The 16,410-nt window shown below is 60.1% G+C and carries 13 protein-coding genes; 5 read left to right on the forward strand and 8 right to left on the reverse strand.

All coding sequences use genetic code 11. The annotated features are described in order from the left end of the window. The 7 genes from ACIPY9_RS17820 to mtnA all read right to left on the reverse strand — a co-directional run. The coding region (locus ACIPY9_RS17820; protein WP_400704093.1) for a 30S ribosomal protein S1 at positions 1 to 1,106 on the reverse strand (1,106 nt) is incomplete at its 3' end. A gap of 123 nt (positions 1,107 to 1,229) precedes the next feature. Then, a complete protein-coding gene (cmk, locus tag ACIPY9_RS17825) occupies positions 1,230 to 1,919 on the reverse strand; it encodes a (d)CMP kinase (RefSeq protein WP_400704095.1) in 690 nt (229 codons plus the stop codon). After that, positions 1,916 to 4,123 (reverse strand): bifunctional prephenate dehydrogenase/3-phosphoshikimate 1-carboxyvinyltransferase, encoded by a 2,208-nt coding sequence (locus tag ACIPY9_RS17830; RefSeq protein ID WP_400704306.1) that lies wholly within the window; start codon positions 4,121 to 4,123, stop codon positions 1,916 to 1,918. Before ACIPY9_RS17830 ends, cmk begins: the two co-directional genes overlap by 4 nt. A gap of 96 nt (positions 4,124 to 4,219) precedes the next feature. Beyond that, on the reverse strand, positions 4,220 to 5,314 hold the full coding sequence (gene pheA / locus ACIPY9_RS17835) for a prephenate dehydratase (RefSeq protein WP_400704098.1): 1,095 nt from the start codon (positions 5,312 to 5,314) through the stop codon (positions 4,220 to 4,222). Position 5,315: 1 nt separating this feature from the next. Further along, positions 5,316 to 6,401 (reverse strand): 3-phosphoserine/phosphohydroxythreonine transaminase, encoded by a 1,086-nt coding sequence (gene serC / locus ACIPY9_RS17840; protein WP_400704101.1) that lies wholly within the window; start codon positions 6,399 to 6,401, stop codon positions 5,316 to 5,318. 196 nt (positions 6,402 to 6,597) lie between these two features. Next, on the reverse strand, positions 6,598 to 9,363 hold the full coding sequence (gyrA, locus tag ACIPY9_RS17845; protein WP_400704104.1) for a DNA gyrase subunit A: 2,766 nt from the start codon (positions 9,361 to 9,363) through the stop codon (positions 6,598 to 6,600). A 302-nt stretch (positions 9,364 to 9,665) separates the two neighbouring features. Further along, positions 9,666 to 10,742, reverse strand: a complete 1,077-nt coding sequence (gene mtnA / locus ACIPY9_RS17850) for an S-methyl-5-thioribose-1-phosphate isomerase (RefSeq protein ID WP_400704107.1) — start codon at positions 10,740 to 10,742, stop codon at positions 9,666 to 9,668. Positions 10,743 to 10,864: 122 nt separating this feature from the next. Between mtnA and ACIPY9_RS17855 the strand changes: the two genes are divergently transcribed. From ACIPY9_RS17855 to ACIPY9_RS17875, 5 genes are all read left to right on the forward strand, one after another. Beyond that, positions 10,865 to 12,196 (forward strand): TRZ/ATZ family hydrolase, encoded by a 1,332-nt coding sequence (locus ACIPY9_RS17855; protein WP_400704110.1) that lies wholly within the window; start codon positions 10,865 to 10,867, stop codon positions 12,194 to 12,196. 80 nt (positions 12,197 to 12,276) lie between these two features. Then, positions 12,277 to 12,975, forward strand: a complete 699-nt coding sequence (ubiG, locus tag ACIPY9_RS17860) for a bifunctional 2-polyprenyl-6-hydroxyphenol methylase/3-demethylubiquinol 3-O-methyltransferase UbiG (protein ID WP_400704113.1) — start codon at positions 12,277 to 12,279, stop codon at positions 12,973 to 12,975. 3 nt (positions 12,976 to 12,978) lie between these two features. After that, on the forward strand, positions 12,979 to 13,650 hold the full coding sequence (gene mupP, locus ACIPY9_RS17865; RefSeq protein WP_400704116.1) for an N-acetylmuramic acid 6-phosphate phosphatase MupP: 672 nt from the start codon (positions 12,979 to 12,981) through the stop codon (positions 13,648 to 13,650). A 60-nt stretch (positions 13,651 to 13,710) separates the two neighbouring features. Beyond that, on the forward strand, positions 13,711 to 14,451 hold the full coding sequence (locus tag ACIPY9_RS17870) for a YciK family oxidoreductase (protein ID WP_400704119.1): 741 nt from the start codon (positions 13,711 to 13,713) through the stop codon (positions 14,449 to 14,451). Positions 14,452 to 14,664: 213 nt separating this feature from the next. Then, on the forward strand, positions 14,665 to 15,591 hold the full coding sequence (locus ACIPY9_RS17875; protein ID WP_400704122.1) for a GGDEF domain-containing protein: 927 nt from the start codon (positions 14,665 to 14,667) through the stop codon (positions 15,589 to 15,591). Here the strand turns inward: ACIPY9_RS17875 and ACIPY9_RS17880 are convergent. Next, on the reverse strand, positions 15,588 to 16,373 hold the full coding sequence (locus ACIPY9_RS17880) for a TenA family transcriptional regulator (RefSeq protein WP_400704125.1): 786 nt from the start codon (positions 16,371 to 16,373) through the stop codon (positions 15,588 to 15,590). The two genes, ACIPY9_RS17875 and ACIPY9_RS17880, sit on opposite strands and share 4 nt — an antisense overlap. Positions 16,374 to 16,410: the final 37 nt, after the last annotated feature.

Below are 16,410 nucleotides of genomic sequence, written 5' to 3' on the forward strand. Positions count from 1 at the left end.
CCGGAGATTTTATCGCCCTTGTTGAACTGGCCAGAGAAATCTTCCCATGGGTTGGATTTGCACTGTTTGATGCCGAGGGAGATACGACGACGCTCTTCGTCGATGTCCAGAACCATGACTTCCACTTCATCGCCAACCTGAACGACTTTGGATGGGTGGATGTTCTTGTTGGTCCAGTCCATTTCGGAAACGTGTACCAGGCCTTCCACGCCTTCTTCCAGCTCTGCGAAGCAGCCGTAGTCGGTCAGGTTGGTTACACGCGCGGTTACGCGAGTGCTTTCCGGGTAGCGAGCCTTGATAGCAACCCATGGGTCTTCGCCCAGTTGCTTCAGGCCCAGGGAAACACGATTGCGCTCGCGATCGTACTTCAGGACTTTTACATCGATCTCATCGCCAACATTGACGATTTCCGATGGATGCTTGATGCGCTTCCAGGCCATGTCGGTGATGTGCAGCAGGCCATCGACGCCACCCAGATCGACGAATGCGCCGTAATCGGTGAGGTTCTTGACGATACCTTTGACTTGCTGGCCTTCCTGCAGGGACTCGAGCAGTGCTTCGCGCTCTGCACTGTTCTCGGCTTCCAGGACACTGCGACGGGAAACGACAACGTTGTTGCGCTTCTGGTCCAGCTTGATGACCTTGAACTCGAGCTCTTTGCCTTCCAGGTGAGTGGTGTCGCGCACTGGGCGGACATCAACCAGAGAACCAGGCAGGAACGCACGGATGCCGTTAACGTCGACAGTGAAGCCGCCTTTAACCTTACCGTTGATAACGCCCTTGACCACTTCTTCAGCTGCGAAAGCCGCTTCCAGAACAATCCAGCACTCGGCGCGCTTGGCTTTTTCGCGGGACAGCTTGGTTTCGCCAAAGCCGTCTTCTACCGCGTCCAGCGCGACGTGAACTTCGTCACCGACCTTGATGGTCAGCTCGCCAGCGTCGTTGTAGAACTGCTCGAGCGGGATGACGCCCTCGGACTTCAGGCCAGCGTGTACGGTTACCCAGTCGCCGTCGATGTCGACAACGATACCGGTAATGATTGCGCCCGGCTGAAGGTTCAGGGTTTTTAGGCTTTCTTCAAAAAGTTCTGCAAAGCTTTCGCTCATTTTAATTCCTGTTGATCAAGGGCGAAGAATACGCCCATCTGCCACGCCCCAGACAACGTGGGTTTCGTTCATATGAAAGGAAGCCTGCAGGACTCTATTCTGGTCGCCCGCACGGCTCCTTGATCATCCGGCGATATCGCGTAATGCGACTTCGCTCAGAATGCGTTCCAGCACCTGCTCGATGGATAATTCCGTGGAATCCAGCTGGATGGCGTCATGCGCCGGTCTCAGCGGGGCTACCGCTCGCTGGGTGTCACGCTCGTCGCGTGCACTTATCTCATCTAGCAGACTCGACAGACTAACATCATCGCCCTTGGCCTTCAACTGCAAGTAACGACGACGTGCACGCTCCTCGGCGCTGGCCGTGAGGAAGATCTTCAGGGGAGCATCCGGGAACACGACGGTTCCCATGTCCCGGCCATCGGCCACAAGGCCCGGCTCTTCCTGAAATGCACGCTGACGCTGCAGCAAGGCATCCCGCACGGCAGGCAGGGAAGCGACCTGGGAAGCACCGCTGCCGATCTGCTCGTTACGGATGGCGTGGGTAACGTCCTCGCCTTCAAGGATGATGCGCTGCCCCTGCCCGCCGGAAGCCGTCTCGAACTGCACGTCGAGGTGTGCCGCCAGCAGCTTGAGCGCTTCTTCGTTGGTCAGATCGACGCCGTGATTGCGCGCGGCGAAGGCCAGCAGGCGATAAAGGGCGCCCGAATCGAGCAGACACCACCCCAGATGCGTGGCCAGCAAGCCGGCAACAGTGCCCTTTCCCGAACCGCTTGGACCGTCGATGGTTATAACGGGTGCTTTGATTTTCACTTTTGATCCTCTTGCGCGACACGCATACCGACTTGAGCGCACAGCGCCAGAAAATTAGGAAACGATGTGGCGACGTTCGCACAATCGTGAATACGAACCGGTGCCGACGAACGCAGCGACGCAACGCTGAATGCCATGGCGATACGGTGATCGCCGCACGCATTGACGTCACCGCCGCCCATGGAACCGCCTTCAATGATAATGCCATCCGGGGTGGGCTCAACCTTGATACCCAACACCCGCAGACCATCGGCCATGGCCTGGATCCGGTCAGACTCCTTGACCCGCAACTCCTGCGCCCCGCGCAGGATCGTACGCCCCCGGGCACAGGCCGCGGCAATGAACAGCACCGGGAACTCGTCGATAGCCAACGGCACCAGGGATTCGGGAATGTCGATCCCCTGGAGTTCAGCCGAACGCACTCGAATGTCCGCCACCGGCTCACCACCGACCTCACGCCGGTTTTCCAGTGTGATATCCCCCCCCATCAGGCGCAGGATATCGATAACTCCCGTCCGCGTCGGATTGATGCCGACATGCTCAAGCAACAGCTCGGCACCCCGGGCGATCGAAGCCGCCACCATGAAAAACGCTGCCGAGGAAATATCGGCCGGTACCTCTATGCGAGTCGCCACCAGCCGGTGCCCGGACTCGACCGAAACCTTGTTGCCCTCGGTCGTCACCGGATAACCGAAACCACACAGCATACGCTCGGTGTGATCGCGCGTGAGTGCCGGCTCGCTGACCACGGTCCCGCCCTCGGCATACAGCCCCGCCAGCAGAAGGCAGGACTTGACCTGAGCACTGGCCATGGGTGTCGCGTACGTCAGGCCGGACAGCTTCCGCCCGCCACGAATGACCAGTGGCGGACGACCGTCGGCCGCCGTCTCGATGACCGCGCCCATCTTGCGCAGCGGCTCGGCCACACGACTCATCGGCCGCCTGGAGAGCGAAGCATCGCCCGTCAGGGTACTGTCGAAATCCTGCGCAGCCAGCAAACCCGACAACAGGCGCATGGAAGTTCCGGAATTACCCAGATAGATCGGACCGGGCGCAGCCTTCAGGCCTCGCATGCCCACACCATGGATCGTCACGCGCCCATGATGCGGCCCTTCGATCACGACCCCCATGTCACGAAACGCCTGCAAGGTCGCCAAGGCATCCTCGCCTTCCAGAAACCCTTCTATCTCGGTGGTCCCTTCAGCCAGAGACCCCAGCATGATCGAACGGTGGGAGATGGATTTGTCTCCCGGCACCCGAATGCTGCCACCGACGCTGCCACCGGGACTGGCGACAAACACCAGATCATCCGCAGTGGGAGCTTCCACATATGCACGGCGCGCCAGAATCTTGCCGAAATGCTCCCTGGCCATACGGGCACGGGTAAACACGCCCAGCAATTGACGTCCATCCCCCGTATCGACCGCGTCGCGCAAGGCGTCGAGGTCACTGCGGAACGCATCCAGCGTCCGCAATACCGCAGAGCGGTTAGCCAGAAAGATGTCGTGCCACATCACCGGATCACTGCCTGCGATCCGGGTGAAATCGCGGAAACCGCCCGCTGCGTACCTGAAGATTTCCAGGTTCTCGTTACGCTTGGCCAGGGAATCCACCAGACCGAAGGCCAGCAGATGAGGCAAATGACTGGTCGCGGCCAACACCTCATCATGACGTTCGACATCCATATGCTCGACATCCGCCCCCAGCACCGACCAGAGACGGTCGACCAGCGCCACGGCATCGGGATCGGTTTCGGCCAGCGGCGTCAGGATCACCTTGTGCCGCCGGAACAGCTCGGCATTAGAGGCCTCGACACCGCTCTGCTCGGAACCGGCAATCGGATGCCCCGGCACAAAACGGGCCGGCAGGCTACCGAACGCAAGACGAGCCGCCCTGACCACATTACCCTTGGCACTGCCAACATCGGTCAGGACCGCATTGCCCAGATCCAGGGGTGCCAGCAGCGCCAGAAGCCTTTCCATCGCCAGGATAGGAACAGCCAGCTGAATGACATCGGCGCCACAACACGCGGCTGCCAGGTCTTCCTCGCAACGATCGACCACTCCCAGCTCGACAGCCAGCTTTCGCGACTGAGGATCAAGATCGACCCCGACCACCTCGCGACACAGGCCACTCTCACGAACGCCCTTGGCAAAGGACCCGCCGATCAATCCCAGACCGACCACCACAAGCCGACCGATCATAGGCCGGGCTGATTGCACTGACATGACATCAACCACGCGCAAGAACCCTGGGTAACGCCGCCAGGGCAAAAAAATCGCTGCTCATCTGTCGCCCCTTCAAAGAACCGCTTTCGGGTAGGAACCCAGCACCTTCAGTGCAACGGCTTCTTGACTGATCTTCTCCAGCACCGCCTTGACCAGCGGGTCCTGGTGATGACCTACGAAATCGATGAAAAACACGTAGGTCCATTTGCCACTGCGCGAAGGACGGGTTTCGATACGAGTCAGGTCAATCCCGTTCTCGTGGAACGGCACCAGCAACTCATGCAGGGCCCCCGGCTTGTTGCTCATCGACACAATGATCGACGTCTTGTCGTCGCCGGTCGGCGGCACTTCCTGGTTACCGATGATCAGGAAGCGCGTGGAATTGTCAGGGCGGTCTTCGATCTTCTCGGCCAGACGCGTCAGGCCATACAGGCCTGCTGCCATATCCCCGGCAATGGCAGCGGAGTTCCACTCGCTCTTGACCCGCTTGGCCGCTTCGGCGTTGCTGGCAACGGCAACACGTTCGACATTCGGGTAATGGGCATCCAGCCACTTGCGGCACTGGGCCAGCGACTGCGCATGGGAATAGATGCGGGTGATGCTTTGGGTCTTGGTGTTTTCACCGACCAGCAAATGGTGGTGAATGCGCAACTCGACCTCACCGCAAATCACCATGTCGTGCTCGAGGAAACTGTCGAGGGTGTGGTTGACCGCACCTTCGGTGGAGTTTTCCACCGGAACGACGCCGAAATTCACGGCACCGGCCACCACTTCACGGAACACTTCATCGATAGCCGCCATGGGCAGGCTGATGACCGCGTGCCCGAAATGCTTCATGGCCGCCGCCTGGGTGAACGTCCCCTCCGGCCCCAGATAGGCGACCTTCAAAGGCTGCTCCAGCGCCAGGCAGGAAGACATGATTTCACGGAACAGCCGTGCCATCTCTTCGTTGCTCAACGGGCCGCGGTTGCGCTCCATGACGCGCTTGAGCACCTGGGCTTCACGCTCCGGGCGATAGAACACAGGCACTTCGCCTTCCGCCAGCGAGGACATTTTCACCCGCGCCACTTCCTGCGCGCAGCGTGCACGCTCACTGATCAGCTCCAGAACCTTTTCGTCCAGGCTGTCGATACGGACTCGCAGCGCCTTGAGTTCCTGCTCGGACATATCAGCCGTGCTCCTTCTCGAAATCTTTCATGTAGGCCACCAGTGCATTGACTGCATGGATGTCGACCGCATTGTAGATGGAAGCACGCATGCCTCCGACCGAACGGTGCCCCTTGAGGTTAAGCAGGCCGTTGGCATCGGCACCCGCCAGGAACGGCTTGTCCAGACGATCGTCGGCCAGACGGAACGGTATGTTCATCCAGGAGCGGTCAGATTTGTTGATCGGGTTGCTGTACAGCTCGCTGGAGTCGATGAAGTCATACAGCGTGCGCTTCTTGACTTCGTTGAGCTTGCCAATGGCCTCGACACCACCCTGCTCCTTGAGCCACTCGAACACCAGACCCGACAGGTACCAGGCCAGGGTCGGCGGCGTGTTGTACATCGAGCCGTTATCGGCGGCGACCTTGTAGTTGAGCATGGTCGGGCACAGCGAACGCGCACGACCGAGCAGGTCTTCGCGAATGATCACGACGACAATGCCGCTCGGGCCGATGTTCTTCTGGGCTCCGGCGTAGATCATGCCGAAACGCGAGATGTCCACCGGACGGGAAAGGATGTCAGAGGACATGTCCGCTACCAGCGGCACATCGCCAGTTTCCGGAATCCAGTTGAACTCGAGACCGCCGATGGTCTCGTTCGGAGCGTAATGGACATAAGCCGCATCTTTCGACAGCTTCCACTCGTTCTGCCCCGGAATGGCGAAGTAATCGTAAGGCTTGGCACTGGCGGCGACATTCACGGTGCCGTAGCGCGAAGCCTCTTCCATCGCCTTCTGCGACCAGATACCGGTGTCGATGTAGTCGGCCTTGCCGTTTTCCGGCAGCAGGTTCAGCGCGATCTGAGCGAACTGCTGGCTGGCACCGCCCTGCAGGAACAACACCTTGTAGTTCGAGGGGATGACCAGCAGGTCGCGCAGGTCCTGCTCGGCCTTGGTGGCGATGGACACGAACTCATCGCTGCGGTGGCTCATTTCCATCACGGACAGGCCCTTGCCATGCCAGTCCAGAAGTTCCGCCTGGGCACGCAGCAGAACAGCTTCAGGAAGCGCAGCAGGACCTGCGCAGAAGTTAAAGGCTCGCTTGCTCATATCCACTCTCATCAAATGCGTTGGGTCTTACGCGCTTCTTTATCGAAGCAGGCCGGCCATGACCCGAAGAATCACAGCCCCTGACCGCTTCTGCAGGAATGCGGGTTCGGTCACCTGACCGAATGTCGCAAGGGCTGGCTGCCTGAGATGCACATGCACACAGACGAGCCAGCCCTTACCGGATTTACGTTACCGCTCAGCCCTGAGATTCGTCTTCGTCCGAGACGGCGTCAACCTGCAGATCGTCAACGGCATCGTCCGCCTCGACAACAGACTCACCGTCAAACTCGTCGCCTTCGACTTCCGATGGCTCCTGGACACGCTCCAGCCCCACCAGCGTTTCGTCAGTGGCAAGCTTGATCAGCGTGACGCCCTGAGTGTTGCGATCCAGACGGGAGACTTCGTCGACCCGGGTGCGCACCAGCGTACCCTGATCGGAAATCAGCATGATTTCCTCGCCTTCCTGAACCTGGACAGCGCCAATCAGCTTGCCGTTGCGCCCCTTGGTGACCATGGCGATAACGCCCTGCCCGCCACGACCGCGACGCGGGAACTTGCTCAGCAGCGTACGCTTGCCGAAACCGCGCTCCGACGCCGTGAGGATCTGCGCACCCGATTCCGGAATCAGCATGGAAATCAGTCGGCCCTTGCCGATCTTCATCCCGCGCACACCGCGAGCACCGCGCCCCATCTGACGAACGTCGCTCTCGGCGAAACGGATGACCTTGCCCGCGTCGGAGAACAGCATGACTTCCTTCGCGCCATCGGTGATCGCAACGGCAATCAGGGTGTCGCCTTCCTTGAGCTTCAGGGCGATCAGACCGCTGGAGCGAGGACGGGAGAACTGTGCCAGAGGCGTCTTCTTGACCGTACCGAAGGCCGTCGCCATGAAGATGTAGGCACCTGTCGGTTCGGCAACCAGCTCCGGCGTATCGCCATCATCCTCGTCGACTTCCTCGGCCTCGACGACTTCACCTTCGATCACCGACTCTTCGGCATCTTCCAGCTCGTCATCGGCACCTGCGCTCTGCTGCAAGGCTTCAAGATCGATCGGCAGCATGGCGGTGATGTATTCACCCTCGTCCAGCGGCAGCAGGTTGACCAGCGGACGGCCACGGGCAGCACGGGATGCTTCCGGAATCTCGTAGGTCTTGAGCCAGTACACCTTGCCCTTGCTGGAGAACATCAGCAGCGTGGTGTGGCTGTTGGCTACCAGCAGGTGAGCGATGTAGTCCTCATCCTTGACGCCGGTGGCCGACTTGCCCTTGCCGCCACGACGCTGCGCCTGATAGACCGCCAATGGCTGGGTCTTGGCATAGCCGCCGTGAGAAATGGTGACCACACGCTCTTCTTCGGTGATCAGGTCACCCAGGGTCAGGTCCAGACGCGCATCGAGAATTTCGGTACGACGCACATCGCCGTATTCGGCACGGATCAGTTCCAGCTCTTCACGGATCACTTCCATCAGGCGCGTTTCGCTGCTGAGGATGCGGATCAGTTCACCGATCTGGTTGAGGATCTCCTGATACTCGGTGAGCAGTTTTTCATGCTCCAGCCCGGTCAGGCGATGCAGACGCAATTCGAGAATCGCCTGGGCCTGTTCGGGCGACAGGAAATACTTGCCATCACGCAGGCCATACTGCGGATCGAGGTTTTCCGGACGGCAGGAGTCAGCCCCTGCACGCTCGACCATCTCGACCACCGCACTGGATTCCCAAGGCGTGTTGATCAGCCCTTCCTTGGCCTCGGCCGGAGACGGCGAAGACTTGATCAGGGCAATGACCGGATCGATGTTCGACAGTGCAACCGCCTGACCTTCGAGAATGTGCCCGCGCTCACGCGCCTTGCGCAGCTCGAAGACAGTACGACGGGTAACCACTTCACGGCGGTGGCGAACGAACGCTTCCAGCAGGTCCTTGAGGTTGAGGATCCGCGGACGACCGTCGATCAGTGCAACGATGTTGATGCCGAAGACGCTCTGCAACTGGGTCTGGGCGTAGAGGTTGTTCAGAACGACCTCGGGAACCTCGCCACGACGCAGCTCGATGACCACGCGCATACCGTCCTTGTCGGACTCGTCGCGCAGCTCGGTGATGCCTTCGAGCTTCTTCTCTTTGACCAGTTCGGCGATCTTCTCGATCAGACGAGCCTTGTTCAGCTGGTACGGCAGCTCGGTAATGACGATCTGCTGGCGACCGCCCACCTTGTCGATGTCTTCAACGGTCGAACGGGCACGCATGTAGATACGGCCACGCCCTGTGCGATAGGCCTCGATGATGCCGGCACGGCCATTGATGACACCTGCGGTCGGGAAGTCCGGACCGGGGATGTATTGCATCAGTTCGTCGACAGACACTTCAGGGTTGTCGATCAGCGCCAGGCAGCCGTCGATGACTTCACCGAGGTTGTGTGGCGGAATGTTGGTCGCCATACCCACGGCAATACCGCTGGAACCGTTGACCAGCAGGTTGGGAATACGGGTCGGCATGACCGCCGGGATCTGCTCGGTACCGTCGTAGTTCGGTACCCAGTCCACGGTTTCCTTGTGCAGGTCGGCCAGCAGCTCGTGAGCCAGCTTGGTCATGCGGACTTCGGTGTATCGCATGGCCGCGGCGTTATCGCCATCGACCGAACCGAAGTTACCCTGACCGTCTACCAGCAGGTAGCGCAGCGAGAATGGCTGAGCCATCCGGACGATGGTGTTGTAGACGGCAGTATCGCCATGCGGGTGGTACTTACCGATGACATCACCCACCACACGAGCGGATTTCTTGTACGGCTTGTTCCAGTCGTTACCCAGTTCGCTCATTGCGTACAACACGCGCCGATGCACGGGCTTCAAGCCGTCGCGCGCATCAGGCAGTGCACGCCCGACGATGACGCTCATCGCGTAGTCGAGGTAGGACTGTTTCAGCTCGTCTTCGATATTGACCGGGAGGATTTCTTTGGCCAGTTCGCCCATGAGAAGCCTGATTCCTTTTTCTGGTGAAACTTCGTCTGCCCATGCGGGGCAGACAAAGCTCGCCGCTGCCGGCACTTGCCAGGCAACGACTTACGACAAATCAACGAGTTATGCCATGGATCTGCGCAATAAGGGCGACTACTGCTAGCGCCGTTGGAAACCGCCGGATGTTATCACAATCACTGTCACGCTCCTATCCTTTGAAAGCGTTGAAAACAGGGCCATTCACTCCATGCAGCCCGAGTCTCGCCTGCCTGCCCGCACGGCCGCCTCGAAGGACGGCCGGCAAGGCGGCAAAAACCTCAATGCAGGTGCTTGCGACTCATGAGCTGGAGCATCTTGGCCGTATCGGGGCGCTCGACGACGCCCTTTTCAGTCACGATGGCATCGATCAGGTCCGCCGGCGTCACATCGAACACCGGATTGAAGGCATCGACCTCCGCCCCCAGGCGATGCCCGCCCACTTCAAGCAGCTCGCGACCGTCACGCTCTTCGATGACGATGTCATCACCACTGGCCATGTCCATGTCGATGGTGGAGCTGGGTGCCACGACCATGAAGCGAACGCCATGATGCATGGCGGCGACGGCCAGTTGATAGGTGCCGATCTTGTTCGCCACATCACCATTGGCGGTAATGCGGTCGGCACCGACGATGACCCAGGTAATGCCTTTGGTGCGCATCAGATACGCAGCCGCCGAATCGGCATTGAGACTGACCGGAATGCCATCATTCACCAGTTCCCAGGCCGTCAGGCGCGAACCCTGCAGCCATGGGCGGGTTTCATCGGCATACACATGTTCGATCATGCCTTCCAGGTGCGCCGCCCGAATGACACCCAGCGCCGTACCGAAACCACCGGTAGCCAGGGCCCCGGTGTTGCAATGGGTCAGGACGGCCTGCAGGTTGCCCTGATGCTTGCGAATGAGGTCGGCCCCCAATTGCGCCATGGTCAGGTTGGCCTCGCGGTCGCTCAAATGAATGGCAACCGCTTCGGCCTCAAGAGCCACCAACGGATCCTCGCCCTCCTTGAGACGCTGCAGTCGGTCGCGCATCCGGTTCAATGCCCAGAACAGGTTCACAGCGGTAGGGCGTGAGTTCGCCAGCACAGAGAAGTCTTCTTCCAGTGCCGCACGCCAGTCGCCACCGGCAGCAAACCGGGCACGCGCGCCCAGCAGCACACCATAGGCCGCACTGATGCCGATGGCTGGCGCACCGCGCACGACCATCGAATGAATCGCTTCGGCCACCGCCGCAGCACTGGTGTAAGCGTGCCAGGTTTCCTCGAAGGGCAGCACACGCTGGTCCAGGAGATACAGAGTGTCATCCCGCCAATCGATGGCCTTTACTTTCTCTGCAGCCAATAGCCGATCGCGCATCGCCCAATCCATTTTCAAAAATCCAAGGCTTCATAATCAAAAGGAGTCGATTATAGCGAGCCGACCACAAAGACGCTCGGGTATACTTCGCCATCACCGCAATAAGCCCTGGAAGCCTTGACATGCCGAACGCCAAAGCCACGCTCGACCTTTTGCTCCTGCCTACCTGGCTGGTGCCGGTCGAGCCCGCCGGGGTGGTGCTCAAGGATCATGGCATTGGCATCCTGGACGGCTGCATCGTCTATATGGGGCCCAGGGCCGAAGCCCTGAAACAGGATGCCCGCCAGATTCAGGAGCTGCCCGGCATGCTGCTCAGCCCGGGGCTGATCAATGCCCACGGCCATGCCGCAATGACCCTGTTCCGCGGCCTGGCCGACGATCTGCCGCTGATGACCTGGTTGCAGGACCATATCTGGCCCGCCGAAGGCAAATGGGTCAGCGAAGACTTTGTGCGCGACGGCACGGACCTGGCCATCGCCGAACAGATCAAGGGTGGCATTACCTGTTTCTCGGACATGTACTTCTACCCCAAGATTGCCGCCGACCGCGCCCACAACAGTGGCATACGCGCTCAGATCACTGTACCGGTGCTGGATTTCCCGATCCCCGGCGCCCGCAATACCGACGAATCCCTGCACATCGGTGTCGAGCTGTTCAACGATCTGGCCCACCACCCGCGGATCAAGATCGCCTTCGGCCCGCACGCCCCCTATACCGTCAGCGACGAAAACCTGGAAAAGATCCGGGTCATCGCCGACGAACTCGACGCCATGGTCCAGATGCACGTGCATGAAACGGCATTCGAGGTGGAACAGGCCCTCGAGCAGCGTCAGGAGCGCCCGCTGGCACGCCTGAACCGGCTTGGCATGCTGGGGCCGCGCTTCCAGGCCGTTCATATGACGCAAATCAGCGATGACGACCTGGCTTTGCTGGTAGAAAGCAACTCCAGCGTGGTCCACTGCCCCGAGTCCAACCTGAAACTGGCCAGTGGCTTCTGTCCGGTGGAGCGCCTGTGGCAGGCGGGTGTGAACGTGGCCGTAGGCACCGACGGCGCAGCCAGCAACAATGACCTGGACCTGCTGGGCGAAACCCGCACGGCCGCTCTGCTGGCCAAGGCTGTCGCCGGTTCGGCAACGGCCCTGGACGCACACCGCGCGCTGCGCATGGCGACACTCAATGGCGCACGCGCCATGGGCATTCAGGCCGAGACAGGCTCACTGGAGATCGGCAAGGCAGCCGACATGGTCGCCTTCGATCTTTCCGGGCTGGAGCAGCAGCCGGTCTATGATCCAGTGTCGCAGCTTATATATGCCACCGGTCGCGACTGCGTGAAGCATGTGTGGGTCGCAGGCAGGCAGTTGCTCGACAACCGCCGCCTGACACGCATGGACGAGCAGGCGCTGCGCGAAACGGCCATTGCCTGGGGTCAGCGCATTTCCGGCAAGGCCGACTGACAGGCGACACGCATACATGACGGTCCGGCCGATGATCGCCTGACCGCTGAAAACGAATTTCAAGTTCAAGAGAGGCACCCATGAGCAACGTAGACCGCGCAGAAATCGCCAAATTCGAGGCACTGGCACATCGTTGGTGGGATCGTGAGAGCGAATTCAAACCGCTGCACGATATCAACCCGCTCCGGGTCAACTGGATCGACGAACGGGTCAATCTGGCCGGCAAGAAAGTGATCGACGTCGGCTGTGGCGGCGGCATTCTCAGCGAAGCCATGGCCCAGCGCGGCGCAACCGTGACCGGTATCGACATGGGCGAAGCCCCGCTGGCCGTGGCCCAGCTGCATCAGCTTGAGTCCGGCGTGAACGTCGAATACCGGCAGATCACGGCCGAAGACATGGCCGAAGAAATGCCCGGCCAGTTCGATGTGGTGACCTGCCTGGAGATGCTTGAACACGTACCGGATCCGTCTTCCGTGATCCGCGCCTGCTACCGCATGGTCAAGCCCGGCGGCCAGGTGTTCTTCTCCACCATCAACCGCAACCCCAAGGCCTATCTGTTCGCCATTGTCGGTGCCGAATACATCATGGGCCTGCTGCCACGCGGCACCCACGACTTCAAGAAATTCATCCGCCCTTCGGAACTGGGGGCCTGGAGCCGCGATGCCGGCCTGCAGGTCAAGGACATCATCGGCCTGACCTACAACCCGCTGACCAAGCACTACAAGCTGGCTTCGGACGTAGACGTCAACTACATGATCCAGACACTCCGGGAGGCATGAGCCATGCGCTTGAGAGCAGTTCTCTTCGACATGGACGGCACCTTGCTCGACACCGCACCCGACTTCATCGCCATTTCCCAGGCAATGCTGGCCGATCGCGGTTTTCCGGCGGTGGCGGACAAACTGATTCGCGACGAGATCTCGGGCGGAGCCAAGGCCATGGTCGCGGCCACCTTCGCCCTGTCACCGAACGACCCGGCCTTCGAGCCGCTGCGCCTGGAATTCCTGGAGCGCTACCAGCGTGACTGTGCGGTCCACAGCAAACTCTTCGACGGCATGGCGGAACTGCTGGCCGATATCGAGAAGTCCGGCCTGATCTGGGGCGTGGTCACCAACAAGCCCGTGCGGTTCGCTCAACCGATCATGGAACAGCTTGGCCTGGACAAGCGCTCGGCGCTGCTGATCTGCCCCGATCACGTGACTTACAGCAAGCCTCACCCCGAGCCTTTGATCCTGGCCTGCAACAAGCTTGATCTGGATCCGGCAAGTGTTCTGTTTGTGGGCGATGATCTTCGTGACATCGAGTCCGGCCGGGATGCCGGCACCCGGACCGCTGCCGTGCGTTATGGCTATATCCACCCCAACGACAACCCCGACCACTGGGGTGCCGATGTCGTGGTGGACCATCCTCTGGACCTGAGAAAGGTACTGGACAACGCACTGTGCAGTTGCTGACAGCCCGGGCCTTGAGCCCTGTCAGCGGTCTTGAGCCCCATTAACTCACTGAGGTTTTCCATGTTCGATTACTCCGCCCGCCCCGAACTGCTCAAGGACCGGGTGATCCTGGTCACCGGCGCAGGTCGCGGCATTGGCGCCGCAGCGGCAAAAACCTACGCCGCCCATGGCGCGACGGTCTTGCTGCTGGGAAAGACCGAAGCCAACCTGACACAGGTCTACGACGACATTGAAGCGGCAGGCCATCCTCAGCCAGTCGTGATCCCGTTCAATCTCGAAACGGCCTTGCCGCACCAGTACGACGAACTGGCAGCGATGATCGAAACCGAGTTCGGGCACCTCGACGGCCTGCTGCACAACGCCTCGATCATCGGCCCGCGCACCCCGCTGGAACAGTTGTCCGGCGAAAACTTCATGCGCGTCATGCACATCAACGTCAATGCGATGTTCATGCTGACCGGCACTCTGCTACCGCTGCTCAAGCTGTCCGCGGACGCCTCCGTGGTGTTCACCTCCAGCAGCGTCGGCCGCAAGGGACGCGCCTACTGGGGAGCCTACGGCGTATCGAAATTCGCCACCGAAGGCCTGATGCAGACACTGGCAGACGAAGTGGACAACGTCGCCCCCGTGCGCGCCAACAGCATCAACCCCGGCGCTACCCGCACCAGCATGCGTGCGCAGGCCTATCCGGGCGAAAACCCGCTGGACAACCCGACACCGGAAGAAATCATGCCGGTCTACCTGTACCTGATGGGTCCTGACAGCACAGGCATCAACGGTCAGGCATTCAACGCGCAATAAGCCCGCGCCCAAGATACCTGCTCCTGCCGAAAAACCGTCACGAGCAGGTGTCACCCCCGGGCAATGAGTCAAAGAACCGGCGAAACATTGACTCACCTTCTGACGATCAAAAAATAATCCATCAAGATCAGTCTGTTACGTGAAGCCTCGTGACATGGCACGACTTTCGCTCTGGCTCTGACAAGCCAGCAAGAGTGTGAGAGGAGTGAAGTCATGAGTTCCCCGAGCCGCCCCCAGACCATTGATTTCGACACGGCAAGATTGCAGCGGCAAGGCTCTCGCAATCGACCTGCGGCCCCTCTTGCCCCTGTAGATCTCCCCCGGCTGAGCCAGCAGCTCAGTCAGCAACTGCAGAGCAGCCTGGAAGCCGAAAAGATCCTAGGGTTCTTCTTCCACGGCGTTCAGCGTCTTATCCCGTTAAGCACAATGGCTTATCAGCATCAGGAAAGTGATCTGTACCTGCAACTGGGCGAAGACTCGCAGCACACGGCCTATTACGCCTTGCGCCATCAGGGCAAAAGCCTGGGTCACCTGGTATTCCAGCGAGCCAGCACCTTCACCGAACAGGAACTGAGCGATCTTGAGACGCTCATGACCTGCCTGGCATTTCCTCTGCAGAATGCACTGCTTTATCGCGTCGCCGTTCAAAACGCACTTCGTGACCCGCTCACCAATACCGGCAATCGCAATGCAATGAATCAGAGCCTGCCGCGGGAAGTGGAAGCTTCACACAGGCACAAGCAACCCCTGTCGCTGCTGATGCTGGATATCGACTTTTTCAAGAACGTGAACGACAGCTACGGCCACGGCACCGGTGATGAAGTGCTGAGGGTCATTGCCCATGTGCTCAAGACACAATTGCGCAACATCGACCGGGTATTCCGGTACGGCGGTGAAGAGTTTGTCATCGTGCTTTCCAACACTGACCGCGATTGCGCGGCGACAATCGGAGAGCGCCTGCGCAGGTCAGTACTGGAACTGGAGTTTCCCGGGCCGAATGCCGCCCTGAACATGAGCATAAGCCTGGGCTGCTCGACGCTGCTGCCGGCGGAGTCCGCCGACAGCCTGCTGCGTAGAGCCGACAATGCCTTGTACATCGCCAAGCGCGAAGGCCGTAACCGCCTGACGATGGCGGGTTAGGCTCCGACCGCCGCGATACGCTCACGCGAAGGCTTGACCTTGTCCTGCTGCATGCAGTTTTCCAGGAACAGGTACATATAGTCATAGCTTTTGATCGTTGCCTGACGCAGCTCGGCCTGCAACTGCACACTCGGATCGTTGCCCACCAGCGTGCAAATGATCTCCAGCGCTTCCCATGGATGGGCATCATCGTACTGGGCGTGCATCTTCAGCCACTTCATGGCCCGCTTGCGGGTTTCGGCCGGGAAGCCTTCGGCGTAGACATCAGACGAGCAGACCACCGCCGCCCACTCCCCTGTCGCCCCCTCGATGGCATAGTTGGTCGCCGCCATGGCCACAGCCAGAGAGTCCGACGAACTGGTCTGCCAGCACCAATGGCTCAAGGCATGCAACTCAGGCGCAACACGCTGGGCATGCAGGTCATCGACACTCACGCCATGGGCCTCACACCAGTTCACCCAGTAGTCGGCGTGGTTGAGTTCGACACGGATATTACGCATCAGCCAGCGACGCGCCATGTCCTCGCCCGGATGGCGACCGAAGCGGGTCTTGGTCAGGTTTTTCGCCATGTAGACGGCGAACTGCTCAACGACAGGCCAGCCACCGATCAGGTAATGGCGCATGATCTGGGGGCTCAGTTGCCCGTCACGCATTCTCTGGTAAAGCTCATGCTCGACCACTCTCGCCTTGGAAGCGCTGCAATCCTTGATCAACTGCTGCGCCCATTTCGGGTAACTGCTGGCTTCCATGAGTGGACCGGTTCTACTGAAAGTATCGATCACTGTGTGGCTCCCTTTTTTATGAGTTGTGCTGAATCAG

The sequence above is a fragment of the Pseudomonas sp. NPDC089734 genome (assembly GCF_044748865.1).
Lineage (GTDB): Bacteria > Pseudomonadota > Gammaproteobacteria > Pseudomonadales > Pseudomonadaceae > Aquipseudomonas.

What these genes read in the sequence shown, in the direction of transcription:
- pheA (WP_400704098.1), bottom strand. Translation starts at nt 5,314, where the DNA reads ATGTCCGAGCAGGAACTCAAGGCGCTGCGAGTCCGTATCGACAGCCTG.
- mupP (WP_400704116.1), top strand. Translation starts at nt 12,979, where the DNA reads ATGCGCTTGAGAGCAGTTCTCTTCGACATGGACGGCACCTTGCTCGAC.
- ACIPY9_RS17875 (WP_400704122.1), top strand. Translation starts at nt 14,665, where the DNA reads ATGAGTTCCCCGAGCCGCCCCCAGACCATTGATTTCGACACGGCAAGA.
- ACIPY9_RS17855 (WP_400704110.1), top strand. Translation starts at nt 10,865, where the DNA reads ATGCCGAACGCCAAAGCCACGCTCGACCTTTTGCTCCTGCCTACCTGG.
- ACIPY9_RS17870 (WP_400704119.1), top strand. Translation starts at nt 13,711, where the DNA reads ATGTTCGATTACTCCGCCCGCCCCGAACTGCTCAAGGACCGGGTGATC.
- serC (WP_400704101.1), bottom strand. Translation starts at nt 6,401, where the DNA reads ATGAGCAAGCGAGCCTTTAACTTCTGCGCAGGTCCTGCTGCGCTTCCT.
- ubiG (WP_400704113.1), top strand. Translation starts at nt 12,277, where the DNA reads ATGAGCAACGTAGACCGCGCAGAAATCGCCAAATTCGAGGCACTGGCA.
- gyrA (WP_400704104.1), bottom strand. Translation starts at nt 9,363, where the DNA reads ATGGGCGAACTGGCCAAAGAAATCCTCCCGGTCAATATCGAAGACGAG.
- mtnA (WP_400704107.1), bottom strand. Translation starts at nt 10,742, where the DNA reads ATGCGCGATCGGCTATTGGCTGCAGAGAAAGTAAAGGCCATCGATTGG.
- ACIPY9_RS17830 (WP_400704306.1), bottom strand. Translation starts at nt 4,123, where the DNA reads ATGATCGGTCGGCTTGTGGTGGTCGGTCTGGGATTGATCGGCGGGTCC.